The organism is Paracoccus sp. UBA5162, assembly GCF_002413585.1.
Classification (GTDB): Bacteria; Pseudomonadota; Alphaproteobacteria; order Rhodobacterales; family Rhodobacteraceae; genus Paracoccus.
In genome coordinates, this window is record NZ_DHXG01000003.1 from 768 (window position 1) to 15,004 (window position 14,237).

A 14,237-nucleotide genomic window follows, 5' to 3' on the forward strand; every position below is an offset into this window, starting at 1 on the left:
CCTCTCCCTTACCAAGGGAGTGCTCTACCACTGAGCTACCGCAGCGCCGTGGGCGGCGTTTAGACAAAGCTGTGCCGCCGCGCAAGGGGGATCGGGCGAATTATCGGGAAATGCCTGCCGCTGCCTGGCTTGCCGCGGCAACTGGACGGCGGCCGGCGCGGGCGATAACAGGAAGCATGACCGGACGGGACAGAAACAGACAGGAACCCGAGACGCGCGCGGACAGGCTTCGCGCCGCGTTGCGGGCCAACCTGCAACGGCGCAAGGCGCAGGCGCGCGCGCGCGAGGCCTCGGCCCCCGACCCGGATGAGGATGAAGCCAGCGAGACGGGCGGGGACGACAGCTAGATGGACCAGATCATCGTTCAGGGAAACGGGCCGCTGAGGGGCGAAATTCCCATCGCGGGCGCGAAGAATGCCTGCCTTGCGCTGATGCCGGCGACGCTGCTTTCGGATCAGCCGCTGACGCTGACCAATGCACCGCGACTGTCGGATATCCGCACCATGACGGCCCTGCTGCAAAGCCTGGGGGCCGAAGTGAGCGGCCTTCAGGACGGGCAGGTGCTGGCCATGTCCAGCCACGATCTGACCAGCCACCGCGCCGATTACGAGATCGTGCGCAGGATGCGGGCCTCGATCCTGGTGCTGGGTCCGCTCTTGGCGCGGTTCGGCCAGGCCGAGGTCTCGTTGCCCGGCGGCTGCGCCATCGGCGCGCGTCCGGTCGATCTGCATCTCAAGGCGCTTGAGGCGATGGGGGCCGATCTGGATCTGCGCGACGGATATGTTCACGCCACCGCGCCGGCAGGAGGACTTCGGGGCGCCGTGGTCGATTTCCCGCTGGTTTCGGTCGGCGCGACCGAGAATGCGCTGATGGCCGCGACCCTGGCCCGCGGCACCACGATCCTGAAGAATGCCGCGCGCGAGCCCGAGATCGTCGATCTGGCACGGTGCCTGCGGGCGATGGGCGCACAGATCGAGGGCGAGGGCAGCGACACGATCACCATCGAAGGGGTCGATTCGCTGCACGGTGCGACCCATCCTGTCGTCACCGACCGGATCGAACTGGGCACCTACATGCTGGCCCCGGCGATCTGCGGCGGCGAGGTCGAATGCCTCGGCGGTCGGATCGACCTGCTGGCGGCGTTCTGCGAGAAGCTGGACGAAGCGGGTATCAGCGTCGAGGAAACGCCGCGCGGGCTGAAGGTCGCGCGGCGCAATGGCCGGGTTCGGGCCGTCGATGTGACCACGGCGCCGTTTCCGGGCTTTCCGACCGATCTTCAGGCCCAGTTCATGGCGCTGATGTGTCTGGCCGACGGTCGCAGCGTGCTGGAAGAGACGATTTTCGAGAACCGTTTCATGCACGCGCCGGAACTGACCCGGATGGGTGCGCGGATCGACGTGCATGGCGGTCATGCCACCGTCACCGGGGTCGAGGCGCTGCGCGGCGCGCCGGTCATGGCGACCGATCTGCGCGCCTCTGTCAGCCTGATCCTGGCTGGAATGGCGGCCGAGGGGCAGACCATTCTGCGTCGGGTCTATCATCTGGATCGCGGCTATGAACATGTGGTGCGCAAGCTGCGCGGCGTCGGTGCGCATATCGAGAGGGTGAAGGAGGAATAGGACATGGCCCAGGATGCGCGTTTCGCTGACGGAGATCCCCGACCGCTGGCCCTGCGGGCCGAGGACGAGGCCGATCTGAAGATCCTGTCGGCGCTGGTGCAGGATGCGATCCTGCCCGCGTCCGAGATCATCCATGACCCCAGGGCGCGGCGTCTGGCGCTGCTGGTGAACCGCTTCCGATGGGAGGATGCGGACAAGGCCCGCGCCGAGGGACGCGATTTCGAACGGGTGCAGGCCCTGCTGACCATCGGTGACGTGATCTCGCTGGAAAGCGACGGGATCACCCGTGACGCCGACACGGTTCTGGAATTGCTGACGATCGGCTGGCAGGCCGGGGTGGACGGCTGCGGGCGGCTGCTGCTGGAATTTTCGGGCGATGGCACGCTGGCCGCCGAGGTGGAATGCATCAATCTGGATCTGCGCGACGTGACCCGACCCTATCGGGCCGTGTCCGGCAAGGCGCCCTCGCATCCGGATTGAGGCGCATGACGGCGCCGGGGCGCCGCTTTCGCGCCGGTATCAGGGATCGGCGCCGGCCGCGGCTTGAGGCAACCCCGGCTTGTCGCTAACAAGGCGCGATTGCAGGGGAAGACGATGCCGGTCACGCTGAACACATCCGATGACGATTTTGACGCCCGCTTCGCCGCGATGCTGTCGGCCAAGCGCGAGGATTCAGGCGATGTTAACGCGGTCGTGGCGGGCATCATCGCCGATGTCCGCGCGCGCGGTGATGCGGTCCTGTGCGAATTGACGGCGCGGTTCGACCGGCTGGAACTGACCCCCGACAGGATACGGTTCGCGCCCGACGAGATCGAGGCCGAAGTGGCCAAGGTCGGTCCCCGGGATCGGGCCGCCCTGATCCTGGCGGCCGAGCGGATCCGCGCCTATCACGCAAGGCAGATGCCCGAGGGTGCAAGCTGGACCGATCCCGAAGGCGCGACCCTGGGCTGGCGCTGGACGCCGGTGTCGGCGGCGGGGCTTTATGTGCCGGGCGGGCAGGCGGCCTATCCGTCCTCGGTCCTGATGAACGCGATTCCGGCGCGGGTGGCCGGTGTCGAAAGGCTGGTGATCTGCGTGCCGACGCCGGACGGAATCATCAATCCGCTGGTCCTTCTGGCCGCGCAATTGTCCGGCGTGGACGAGATTTATCGCGTGGGTGGCGCCCAGGCGGTGGCGGCAATGGCCTATGGGACCGGGACGATCCGCCCGGTGGACAAGATCACCGGCCCCGGCAATGCCTTTGTCGCTGCGGCCAAGAAACAGGTCTTTGGCCGTGTGGGCATCGACATGATCGCAGGCCCGTCCGAAGTGTTGATCATCGCCGAAGGGGCGCAGAACCCCGACTGGCTGGCGCTGGATCTGCTGGCCCAGGCGGAACATGACGCGGATGCGCAATCGATCCTGATCACGACCGATCCGGGGCTGGCCCATGCCGTTGCCGGCGCCGTTGACCGATTGCTGCCGACCTTGCCGCGCGCGGGAATCGCGGGTGCAAGCTGGCGCGACTATGGCACCATCATCATCGCGCGCGATCTGGGCGAGGCGGCCGACCTGTCCAACCGCATCGCCCCGGAACATCTGGAACTCTGCGTCGATGAACCCGAGGCCCTGGCCGAAAGATGCATCCATGCCGGCGCGATCTTCCTTGGCGCGCATACGCCCGAGGCGGTGGGCGATTATGTCAGCGGCCCGAATCACGTTCTGCCGACCGCACGCTCGGCCCGGTTCTCGTCCGGGCTTTCGGTGCTGGATTTCCTGAAACGCACGACGATGGCGCGGCTGACGCCCGGCGCGCTGGCGGCAATCGGCCCGGCCGCGGTCAGGCTGGCCGCCGCCGAGGGCCTGCACGCCCATGGCGCATCCGTCGAGGCGCGGCTGGCGCTGCTGAATGAGAGGGACGAGGCATGAGCCGGATCACACGGATCGACATCGACGACTCGGCCATCGCGCCCGCGACGCCCGAGATGGAGCAGGAACGCCGCGTCGCGATCTTCGATCTGATCGAGGATAACAGCTTCGTGGTGCCGGGCCGGGACGGCTTGCCGGTGCCCGAAGGCCCTTATGTGCTGCAATTGTGCATCCGCGAAGGCCGGCTGGTCTTCGATCTGGCCACCGAAGATCATCGACCGGTGGCCGAATTTCACCTGTCGCTGGGACCATTCCGGCAGGTGGTCAAGGATTACTTCCAGATCTGCCAAAGCTATTTCGACGCGGTCAAGAAACTGCCCACGGCGCAGATCGAGGCCATCGACATGGCCCGTCGCGGCATCCATAACGAGGGCGCGCGGACCTTGCAGGAACGTCTTCAGGGCAAGGCCGATCTGGACATCGACACCGCGCGGCGGCTGTTCACGCTGATTTGCGCACTGGTCCCGCAGGCCTGATCCGATGTCGCAGGACAAGATCCCGCATTCGATCCTGTTCTGCTGCGACCACAATTCCGTCCGTTCGCCCATGGCCGAGGGGATGATGAAGAAATTCTATGGCCGCGCCGCCTATGTCCAATCGGCCGGGGTGAGGGGCGGGATGGATGTGGACGGCTTCGCGATCAGCGTCTGCGACGAGATCGGGGTCGTGATCGCCAATCATCGCAGCCGCAGTTTCGACGAGATGCAGGATTGGGGCGACGATCTTGGCGGGTTCGATCTGATCGTCGCCCTGTCTCCGGCCAGCCAGAGGCTGGCGCTGGAAATGACGCGGCTGTATCATCTGGATATCGAATACTGGCCGATCATGGATCCGACCGGGCTGGCAGAGGGGCGCGAAGCCAGGCTGGCCGCTTATCGCCAGACGCGCGACCAGATCCGCGACCGGATGATCCGGCGTTTCGGTCCGCCGCAGATCGGTTGAATGGATGGCTTTGCCGGCGCTGTGTCAGGTCGCAGGCCGGGCGCGATCGCGTCCTTGGCATCGCCTCGGATCGGTCCGAAATCCTGGGCGTGATCCCGACCGCCGCCGCGTTCTGCGCTGAATTTCGGCGAACAGTCGCGCCGCACCCTGCGGGACGCGGAGGAACCGGTGGCGCCCTCTGCCTCAGACGACGCAGGCGGCCCCTTCGGTCGCGTCACAGGCATTGGCGCGGAAGAAGGCGAACATCTCGCGGCCCATCCCCTGACTGCTGGGGCCGGGGTCGAAGGCTGCGGGTTTGCGATTGTCGAAGTCCTCGGCCAGGCAGTCGATGGTGCCCATCGTCGCATCCAGCCGGATCATGTCGCCGTCATGGACCCGCGACAGCGGCCCGCCGACCGAGGCTTCGGGCGAGATATGGATCGCGGCGGGCACCTTGCCCGACGCGCCCGACATGCGCCCATCCGTGACCAGCGCGACCCTCAGCCCGCGATCCTGCAACACGGCCAGCGTCGGCGTCAGCGAATGCAGTTCGGGCATGCCGTTGGCGCGCGGTCCCTGAAAGCGGACCACGACGATCGTGTCTTCGGTGAATTCGCCGGCGCGAAAGGCGGTCTTGACGTCTTCCTGATCGGAAAAGACTCGGGCCTTTGCTTCGATCACGTGGCGTTCCTCGGCGACGGCACTGACCTTGATGACACCCCGGCCCAGATTGCCCTCCAGCTGCTTCAGTCCGCCGGTTCTGGCGAAGGGATCGCTGACCGGGCGCAGGATCCTGTCGTTCAGCGTGTCTTTCGATCCTGCTTCCCAGCGAAGACGATCGCCGTCCAGTTTCGGCTCGGCGGTATAGCCGTCCAGTCCGGTGCCGTTGATCGTGCGCACGTCGGGATGCAGCAATCCGGCCTCCAGCAGCTGGCCGATCATGTAGCCCAGCCCGCCGGCGGCGTGGAAGTGGTTCACGTCAGCCAGGCCGTTCGGATAGACCCGCGCCATCAGCGGCACGGCTTCGGACAGATCGTGGAAATCCTCGATGTCGATCAGAACGCCCGCCGCCCGCGCCATGGCCGGAATATGCATCACCAGATTGGTCGATCCACCCGTCGCCATCAGCCCGACGATGCCGTTGACAAAGGCCTTTTCGTCCAGGATTTCGCCCGCCGGCAGGTATTCGTTGCCCAGCCGCGTCATCGCGGCGGCGCGTTCGACGCCCGCCACGGTCAGCGCCTCGCGCAGCGGCGTGTTCGGATTCACGAAGCTGGATCCGGGCAGGTGCAGGCCCATGAATTCCATCAGCATCTGGTTGCTGTTGGCGGTGCCGTAGAAGGTGCAGGTGCCGGGCGAATGGTAGCTGGCCATCTCGGCCGCCATCAGCGCGTCGCGACCCACCTCGCCGGCAGCGAATTGCTGGCGGATTTTTGATTTCTCGTCGTTGGGCAGACCCGAGGGCATCGGCCCGGCGGGAATGAAGACTGCCGGGATATGGCCGAAGGTCGCAGCGCCGATGACAAGACCCGGCACGATCTTGTCGCAGACGCCCAGGTAAAGCGCGGCGTCAAAGCAATCATGCGACAGCGCCACACCGGTTGCCAGTGCGATCACATCGCGGGAAAACAGCGACAGTTCCATTCCGGCCCGGCCCTGAGTGACGCCGTCGCACATGGCGGGCACGCCGCCCGCGACCTGCACGGTCGCCCCGGCCGCATGGCCCGCGCGGCGGATGATGTCGGGATAGCGTTCATAGGGCTGATGCGCCGACAGCATGTCATTATAGGCCGTGACCACGCCGATATTGGGTTTGCGGGTCGTCGCCATGTCGTCCTTGTCGTCCATCGCCGCATAGGCGTGGGCCTGGTTGCCGCAGGACAGATGCGCCCGACGCGGCCCGTCCTCGGCCGCCCTGGCGATCTTTTTCAGATAGGCGTCGCGGGATTGCTGCGACCGGCGACGAATGCGGTCGGTGACGCGGTCGATGGTGGCGTGAAGTTTCATCGGGCGAACTCCTCTGGCTTTGGCAAGACTATACGCTGTTAGCGGTAACGGTTCAATCCCTGTGCCGCCGGTGGCCGGGCAGGGGGCGCGGCCCCGGTCGCCGGGATGTTGATCTCTGCGATATTTGCCCGCGGAAGTCCGGGCCGGCGCTTGTGCATCGCAAAAGCCCGTGCCAGATCAGCCGCAAAGGAGTGTTCGCGATGTCAGATCTGGCCGTGATCCGGCTGAAGCCCAAGGCCAAGCCGCAGGCGATCCGCCATGGTTTCCCGTGGGTCTTCGCCGACGAGGCGGTGCTGGACCGGCGCACGCGCGCCGTCGCGCCGGGCGAATTTGCCGTGCTGGAGGATGCCGAGCGGCGTCCGCTTGCGCTGGTGACGGTCAACCCGGCCTCGAAGATCGTCGCGCGGGTGATGGATGCCGATCCGGCGGCGCGAATCGACGCGGCCTGGCTGCGTGCGAAGATGGCGCGGGCGCTGGCGATGCGGCGGCGGATCTACGATGCGCCGTTCTATCGGCTGGTCCATGCGGAAGCGGATGGTCTGCCGGGGCTGGTCATCGACCGGTTCGGAGATGTCGCGGTGATGCAGCCCAACGCCGCCTGGGCGGACCGAATGGCCGGCGAGATCGCCGGGGCGCTGGTCGAGGCGACAGACGTCGCGACCGTGATCCTGAACGGTCAGGGGCGGTCGCGAGGGCTGGAGGGTCTGACCGAGCGGACCGAGGTCGTGCTGGGCCCGGCCCCCGACGCGCCGGTTCCGGTGGTGATGAACGGCGCAACCTACATGGCCGATCTGATGGGTGGCCAGAAGACGGGCCTGTTCTACGATCAGCGCCCCAACCATGCCTTCACGCAAAGTCTTGCCGCCGGACTGTCGGTGCTGGATGTGTTCAGCCATGTCGGCGGTTTCGCGCTGGCCGCGCTGGCTGCCGGGGCGACCGGCGCCGTCTGCGTTGACGGCTCGGCGCCGGCGCTGGATCTGGCGGCTGGCGGGGCTGCGGCGATGGGGATGGCCGACCGTCTGGAAACACGCCAATCCGACGCGTTCAAGGCGATGGAGGCGATGGCCGAGGAGGGCCGGCATTTCGATCTGGTCATCTGCGATCCGCCCGCCTTCGCGCCCTCGAAACCGGCGCTTGAGGCGGGTTTGCGCGCCTATGAGCGGGTGGCGAAGCTGGCCGCGCCCCTGGTCGCGCCGGGCGGTTATCTGGTCCTGTGCTCGTGCAGCCATGCCGCCGACCTGACCGCCTTTCGCAATGTCAGCGCGCGCGGTATCGGGCGGGGCGGCCGGCGCGGCGTTCTGATCCATGTCGGACAGGCCGGGCCGGATCATCCGGTTCTGCCGCAACTGGCCGAGACCGGCTATCTGAAAGCCCTGTTCTTCCGGCTGGACGGCTGATGCGGGCAGTCCTGGACGCCAACATCCTGTTTCCCACGATCCTGCGAGAGATCCTGGCCGATCTGGGCGCGGCCGGACTTTATGATCCGGTCTGGTCGGCACGCATCCTTGAGGAATGGCGCCGCGCCGCCGCCCGGCTGGGATCCGATCAGGAAGTCGTGGCAGGGGCCGAGATCGCCCTGCTGACGGACCGATTCCCCGATGCGATCGCAGCCGATGACGGCGTGCGGACGATCGACATGACCTTTCCCGATCCCGCCGACAGGCACGTCGTCGAGGCGGCGTTGGACGCGGCCGCGCCGCTGATCGTGACGGCGAATCTGCGCGACTTTCCGCGGTCCCTGATGGCGCGGCTTGATCTTCGCGCCACCCACCCCGACCTGTTCCTTCTGGATCTGTACGACCGCGATCCTTCGGCGGTCGATCAAGCCGTCGATGCGGCGCGGGACAAGGCCGCGCGGCTGGGCGGCGCGATGAGCCGCGCCGAAATGCTGAGGCGGTGCCGGCTTCCGCGGCTGGCCAAGAGACTGAAAGGTTGAAGCACGTTGCTGTTAACGCTAACAAGAAGTATGGCAGGTGCCAGGGTCAAGGAGGACAGCATGGTCTCGCGCGTCATTCCGGTCGATGATTTCGACCTCGTGATCTTCGGGGCGACGGGCGATCTGGCCCATCGCAAGATCTTGCCGGGCCTGTTCAGGCGGTTCGTGGCCGGGCAATTCCCCGACACCGCACGCATCATCGGCGCCGCGCGATCCGAGATGGACGATGATGGCTTTCGCGACCAGGCATCCAAGGCCATCGTCGAATTCGGCAAGGTCAGGAAAAATGACCCGAATCTTGCCAGGTTTCTCGCCCTGCTGGGTTACGTCTCCATCGATGCAAAGGGCGAGGGCGGCTGGAGGGAACTGCGAAAGCGAATGCGCGACGGCATGGTCCATGCCTTCTATTTCTCGGTCGCGCCCTCGCTGTTCGGCGATCTGGCGGAACGGTTGCACAGCCACGGCATTGCCGACGTTGACAGCCGAATCGTGGTCGAAAAGCCCTTCGGTCGCGATCTGGAATCGGCCCGCGCACTGAACCGGATCCTGGCGCAGCATTTCGATGAACATCAGATCTATCGGATCGACCATTATCTGGGCAAGGAAACGGTGCAGAACCTGATGGCCGTCCGGTTCGCCAACATCCTGTTCGAACCCTTGTGGAACGCGCAATATGTCGATCACGTCCAGATCACCGTGGCCGAGACCGTGGGCGTTGCCGGGCGCGGCGGCTATTACGACCGATCCGGCGCGATCCGGGACATGGTCCAGAACCACATGATGCAGCTTCTGTGTCTGATCGCGATGGAGCCGCCCTACCATTTCGACCCCGATGCCGTGCGCGACGAGAAGCTGAAGGTGATCCGCGCGCTGGAGCCTGTCGAGCCGTCCGAGATCGTGCGCGGCCAGTATCAGGCACAGGGCAAGGATGGCGGCTATGTCGATGACGCGGAAAATCCCGATTCGCGCACCGAAAGCTATGTCGCGATGAAGGTCCGCATCTCGAACTGGCGCTGGCAGGGCACGCCCTTCTATCTGCGCACCGGCAAGAAGCTGCGCGCCCGGACCAGCGAGATCGCGATCACCTTCAAGGAGCCGCCGCATTCGATCTTTGACGAGACCGGCGCGCCCAAGGCGAACGAGCTTGTCATCCGGCTGCAACCGAACGAGGGTATGAACCTGAAGGTGATGATCAAGGAACCGGGGCCGGGCGGGATGCGTCTGGTGCAGGTGCCGCTGGACATGTCCTTTGCCGAGGCGCTTGGCCCCGAAGGGGCCGAGATGCCCGACGCCTACGAACGGTTGATCATGGACGTGATCCGGGGCAACCAGACCCTGTTCATGCGCGGTGACGAGGTCGAGGCCGCCTGGGCCTGGACCGATCCGATCATCGCCGCGTGGGAGGACAGCAAGCGCAGGCCCGAACCCTATGACGCGGGATCCTCGGGGCCGGAAGAAGCGTTGCGGCTGATGCATCGCGACAACCGAAGGTGGAGGGAAATCCGGTCATGAGCATGGAGTTCAAGGAATATCCCGACCGCGAGATGCTGGCCCTGTCGCTGGCCGACCGGCTGGCCTCGCAACTGTCCCAGCATCTGCGCGCCCATGAGGCCGCCAGCCTCTGCGTGCCGGGCGGCACCTCTCCGATGCAGGTCTTCGACACTCTCAGCGGCAGCGATCTGGATTGGGGGCGGGTGACGGTCTTTCTGGGCGACGAACGCTGGGTCGATGGCGAACACAAGCGGTCCAACAGCCGCCTTCTGCGGCGGCACCTGTTGCAGGACAAGGCGGCGGCGGCGCGCTATATCGACCTCTATACCGGCGATCCGCAGCCCGATGACGCGACCGGGGCGCTGGCCGAGGCGATCGCACCGCATCTGCCGATCACCGTGGCCCTGCTGGGCATGGGCAATGACATGCACACCGCCAGCCTGTTCCCCGGCGCCGATCATCTGGAGGCGGCCCTTGCCAGCGATGCGCCACCGGTCATGGCGATCCGCGCCGAGGGCGCGGAAGAGCCGCGCATCACCCTGACCCGGCCGGTTCTGGCCGACGCGATCAACATCCACCTTCTGATCATGGGTCCGGAAAAGCGCGAGGCGCTGGAACGCGCCCAGAAGCTGAGCCCGCAAGAGGCGCCGATCCGCGCCTTTCTGGACAACGCCATCGTCCACTGGGCGGAATGACGGAGACGATCATGGCCGATCACTGGACCCGCCTGAGAACCCACCGCGCGGAACAGGGCGAAGATCGCATCACCGGTCTTTTCCAGGCCGATTCCGGCCGCGCGACGGATTTCTGCGCCAGCGCCGACGATCTGGTCTTCGATTATTCCAAGACCATGATCGATGCGACCGCGCGCGACCTGCTGCTGGAACTGGCCACCGGCGCGCAAATCGAGGCGCGGCGCGAGGCGATGTTCTCGGGGCGGAAGATCAACGAGACCGAGGGGCGGGCGGTGCTGCATACCGCCCTGCGCAATCTTGCGGGCAGCGTGAGCGTGGACGGCCAGGACGTGATGCCCGCCGTGCGCGAGACGCATGACCGGATGGCGGCCTTTGCCCGCGACGTTCGCGACGGCGGCTTCACGGGGCAGGGCGGGCGCATCACCGATGTGGTGAATATCGGCATTGGCGGTTCCGATCTGGGCCCGGCCATGGCCGTTCTGGCGCTGGCACCCTATCACGACGGGCCACGGACGCATTTCGTGTCGAACGTGGACGGGGCCGATATCGCCGATACGCTGGCCGGGCTGGACCCGGCCACGACGCTGGTCATCGTGGCCTCGAAGACCTTTACCACCATCGAGACGATGACGAATGCGCGCACGGCGCGCGACTGGATGGCGAGATCCGTCAGCGAACCGGCGGCGCAATTCGCGGCACTGTCCTCGGCCGCCGACAGGACCGCGGATTTTGGCATCGACCCTGCCCGCGTGTTCGGCTTCGAGGATTGGGTCGGCGGGCGTTATTCGGTCTGGGGGCCGATCGGGCTGTCGCTGATGCTGGCCGTCGGGCCCGAGGATTTCGACCGCTTCCTGGCAGGCGGCGCGGCGATGGACGCGCATTTCCGCACCGCGCCGCTGGCGGGGAACCTGCCGGTCCTGCTGGCGCTGACGGGGATCTGGCATCATCAGATCTGCGGCTATCCGACGCGCGCCGTGCTGCCCTACGACAACCGCCTGCTGCGGCTGCCGGCCTATCTGCAACAGCTTGAAATGGAATCGAATGGCAAGCGCGTGGCCATGGATGGCAGCGATCTGACCACCACCTCCGGCCCCGTGGTCTGGGGCGAGCCGGGCACCAATGGCCAGCACGCCTTCTACCAGTTGATCCATCAGGGCACCGTGATCGTGCCGTGCGAATTCATCCTGGCCGCGCGCGGTCACGAGGACGACCTGGCCCAACACCACATTCTGCTGGCCGCCAATTGCCTGGCCCAGTCCGAGGCGCTGATGCGTGGCCGCAGCCTGGACGAGGCGCGCAGCTTGATGGCCGCGAAGGGGCTGGACGGGGCCGAGCTTGACCGACAGGCCCGTCACCGGGTCTTTCCGGGCAACCGCCCCTCGACCACTCTGCTGATCCCGCAACTGACACCCTTTACCCTTGGTCAGATCGTTGCGCTGTACGAGCATCGCGTCTTTGTCGAGGGGGTGATTCTCGGGATCAACAGCTTTGATCAGTGGGGCGTCGAACTGGGCAAGGAACTGGCTCTGAAGGTCGAGCCGCTGCTGAAGGGCAAGGATGCACCCGGCCACGACCCCTCGACCCGGCATCTGGCAAGCCTGTTCCGGGCAATGCGCGGATAGGCGAGGCCGGGGGTTTCCCCCCCCCCGGACCCACGTGCATATTCGAGGAACAAGGCAGGGGCATCGGCTTTCCCTCGGCGTTGCAAATGATTAGGGTCTGCGCGACGAAAAGGATGCGGACATGTCGTTTTTCACCAAACTGCGCGAAAGGCTGAGCCGATCCTCCTCGAAGATCGGCGAGGGGCTGGACGACATCGTCGCGGAAGGCGCGGCGGACGCAGAGGCAGAGCGCGCGCCCCCCGAGACACCGATCGCCCCGCGCCCGGCCTCGCCCGCGCCCGTCCCGCAACCCACCAGCGGCATGGTCGGGCGCCTTTTCGCGCGTGCACCCGCCCAGCCGGCCGAGCCCCGCCGGGCGCTGGACGACGAGATGCTGGAAGATCTGGAGGACATGCTGGTCCAGGCCGATCTGGGCGTCGAAACGGCCCTGCGCGTGACCGCCAATATCGCCGAGGGGCGGATGGGCCGGCCTGTCTCGGCGACGGAGCTGAAGGAATTGCTGGCCGCCGAACTGGCACGGATCATGGAACCGGTCGCGCGCCCGCTGCCTCTGTATCCGAAAAAGCCGCAGGTGGTGCTGGTCGTCGGCGTCAACGGATCGGGCAAGACCACGACCATCGGCAAACTGGCCAGCCAGTTCAGGGCGGCGGGCAAGAACGTTGTCATCGCGGCGGGCGACACGTTCCGCGCGGCGGCGGTCGAACAATTGCAGGTCTGGGGCCGTCGCGCGGACGTGCCGGTGATGGTCGCGGCGCAGGGCAGCGACCCCGCCAGCCTGGCATTCGACGCGATGATCCGGGCCGAGGCCGATGGTGCCGACCTGCTGCTGATCGATACGGCGGGTCGCTTGCAGAACCGTCAGGATCTGATGGAGGAACTGGCCAAGATCGTCCGCGTCATCCGCAAGAAGGATCCCTCGGCCCCGCATAACACGCTGCTGGTTCTGGATGCGACCACGGGTCAGAATGCGCTGAGCCAGGTCGAGACATTCCGCAGGCTGGCCGATGTCTCGGGTCTGGTGATGACCAAGCTGGACGGAACCGCGCGGGGCGGCGTTCTGGTCGCCCTGGCCGACCGGTTCGGCCTGCCCATTCACGCCATCGGCGTGGGCGAGCAGATCGACGATCTCGACGCCTTCGATGCGGGGGATTTCGCCCGCGCCCTGGTCGGCCTTTAGGCTACGGATCCGGAACGCCGCATCTGGTTGCGGACCTGCGCCTCGGTGATCTAGATTGCGGCCATGAAGATCGCATCCTTCAACATCAATGGTGTCAAGGCGCGGATCGGGGCGCTGACCGGCTGGCTGGCGGGGGCCGACGCCGATGTCGTCGTCCTGCAAGAGATCAAGTCCGTGGACGAGGGTTTCCCGCGCGACCATTTCGAGGATCTGGGCTGGAATGTCGAAACCCACGGCCAGAAGGGCTTCAACGGGGTTGCGATCCTGTCCAAACTGCCGCTGGAGGATGTGCGCCGCGGACTGCCGGGCGGCGAGGGCGACGAACAGGCGCGCTATATCGAAGCGACGGTGACAGGCAGCGAGGCGGTCAGGATTGCGGGCCTGTATCTGCCCAACGGCAATCCTGCGCCGGGACCGAAATACGATTACAAGCTGGCCTGGATGGAACGCCTGCGCCTGCGCGCCGCCCGTTTTCTGGCAGAGGAAATGCCGGTGGTGATGCTGGGCGATTTCAATGTCATTCCCGAGCCGCGCGACGCCGCTCATCCGAAAAACTGGGTCAGCGACGCGCTGTTCCTGCCTGAAAGCCGCGCCGCCCTGCGCCGGATCGTCCATCAGGGCTGGACCGATGCCATCCGCATCCGCGATCCCTGGTCAGCGCGCGGCCCCTTTACCTTCTGGGATTATCAGGCGGGCGCCTTCGACCGGGACGACGGGATCCGTATCGACCACCTGCTGCTGTCGCCGCAGGCTGCCGACCTGCTGATCGAGACGGGTGTGGACCGCGAGGCGCGGGCGGGCGAAAAGCCCAGCGATCACGTGCCGGTCTGGGTCAGGCTGGCTGCCTGACCGCGCGTCCGG

General features: G+C 66.4%; 14 protein-coding genes. 13 read left to right on the forward strand and 1 reads right to left on the reverse strand.

Annotation, left to right across the window (positions count from 1 at the left end):
• Positions 1-176: 176 nt before the first annotated feature.
• From B4A72_RS00480 to B4A72_RS00505, 6 genes are all read left to right on the forward strand, one after another.
• On the forward strand, positions 177-347 hold the full coding sequence (locus B4A72_RS00480; RefSeq protein ID WP_292958869.1) for a hypothetical protein: 171 nt from the start codon (positions 177-179) through the stop codon (positions 345-347).
• On the forward strand, positions 348-1,619 hold the full coding sequence (murA, locus tag B4A72_RS00485; RefSeq protein WP_292958867.1) for a UDP-N-acetylglucosamine 1-carboxyvinyltransferase: 1,272 nt from the start codon (positions 348-350) through the stop codon (positions 1,617-1,619). It abuts the gene before it with no gap.
• A 3-nt stretch (positions 1,620-1,622) separates the two neighbouring features.
• Entirely contained in the window at positions 1,623-2,099 is a 477-nt protein-coding gene (locus B4A72_RS00490; protein WP_292958865.1) for a DUF2948 family protein, read from the forward strand.
• 114 nt (positions 2,100-2,213) lie between these two features.
• A complete protein-coding gene (gene hisD / locus B4A72_RS00495) occupies positions 2,214-3,527 on the forward strand; it encodes a histidinol dehydrogenase (RefSeq protein WP_292958941.1) in 1,314 nt (437 codons plus the stop codon).
• Positions 3,524-4,003, forward strand: a complete 480-nt coding sequence (locus B4A72_RS00500) for a UPF0262 family protein (protein ID WP_292958863.1) — start codon at positions 3,524-3,526, stop codon at positions 4,001-4,003. Before hisD ends, B4A72_RS00500 begins: the two co-directional genes overlap by 4 nt.
• A gap of 4 nt (positions 4,004-4,007) precedes the next feature.
• Entirely contained in the window at positions 4,008-4,469 is a 462-nt protein-coding gene (locus B4A72_RS00505; protein ID WP_292958861.1) for a low molecular weight phosphatase family protein, read from the forward strand.
• A gap of 183 nt (positions 4,470-4,652) precedes the next feature.
• Here the strand turns inward: B4A72_RS00505 and edd are convergent, their stop codons facing one another.
• Positions 4,653-6,455, reverse strand: a complete 1,803-nt coding sequence (gene edd / locus B4A72_RS00510) for a phosphogluconate dehydratase (RefSeq protein WP_292958859.1) — start codon at positions 6,453-6,455, stop codon at positions 4,653-4,655.
• Between the two features lie 200 nt (positions 6,456-6,655).
• On the opposite strand from edd, the gene B4A72_RS00515 reads away from it, so the two are divergent.
• From B4A72_RS00515 to xth, 7 genes are all read left to right on the forward strand, one after another.
• Positions 6,656-7,852, forward strand: a complete 1,197-nt coding sequence (locus tag B4A72_RS00515) for an RSP_2647 family RNA methyltransferase (protein WP_292977933.1) — start codon at positions 6,656-6,658, stop codon at positions 7,850-7,852.
• On the forward strand, positions 7,852-8,391 hold the full coding sequence (locus tag B4A72_RS00520; protein WP_292958855.1) for an RSP_2648 family PIN domain-containing protein: 540 nt from the start codon (positions 7,852-7,854) through the stop codon (positions 8,389-8,391). Before B4A72_RS00515 ends, B4A72_RS00520 begins: the two co-directional genes overlap by 1 nt.
• A gap of 60 nt (positions 8,392-8,451) precedes the next feature.
• On the forward strand, positions 8,452-9,903 hold the full coding sequence (zwf, locus tag B4A72_RS00525; RefSeq protein WP_292977934.1) for a glucose-6-phosphate dehydrogenase: 1,452 nt from the start codon (positions 8,452-8,454) through the stop codon (positions 9,901-9,903).
• A gap of 2 nt (positions 9,904-9,905) precedes the next feature.
• Entirely contained in the window at positions 9,906-10,577 is a 672-nt protein-coding gene (gene pgl, locus B4A72_RS00530; protein ID WP_292958939.1) for a 6-phosphogluconolactonase, read from the forward strand.
• Between the two features lie 11 nt (positions 10,578-10,588).
• Entirely contained in the window at positions 10,589-12,199 is a 1,611-nt protein-coding gene (gene pgi, locus B4A72_RS00535) for a glucose-6-phosphate isomerase (protein ID WP_292977941.1), read from the forward strand.
• Positions 12,200-12,320: 121 nt separating this feature from the next.
• Positions 12,321-13,376 carry a signal recognition particle-docking protein FtsY gene (gene ftsY / locus B4A72_RS00540; RefSeq protein WP_292977935.1) on the forward strand — a complete coding sequence of 352 codons (1,056 nt, stop codon included), beginning with the start codon at positions 12,321-12,323 and terminating at the stop codon, positions 13,374-13,376.
• A 63-nt stretch (positions 13,377-13,439) separates the two neighbouring features.
• A complete protein-coding gene (gene xth, locus B4A72_RS00545) occupies positions 13,440-14,225 on the forward strand; it encodes an exodeoxyribonuclease III (RefSeq protein WP_292977936.1) in 786 nt (261 codons plus the stop codon).
• The last annotated feature ends 12 nt before the right edge of the window (positions 14,226-14,237 follow it).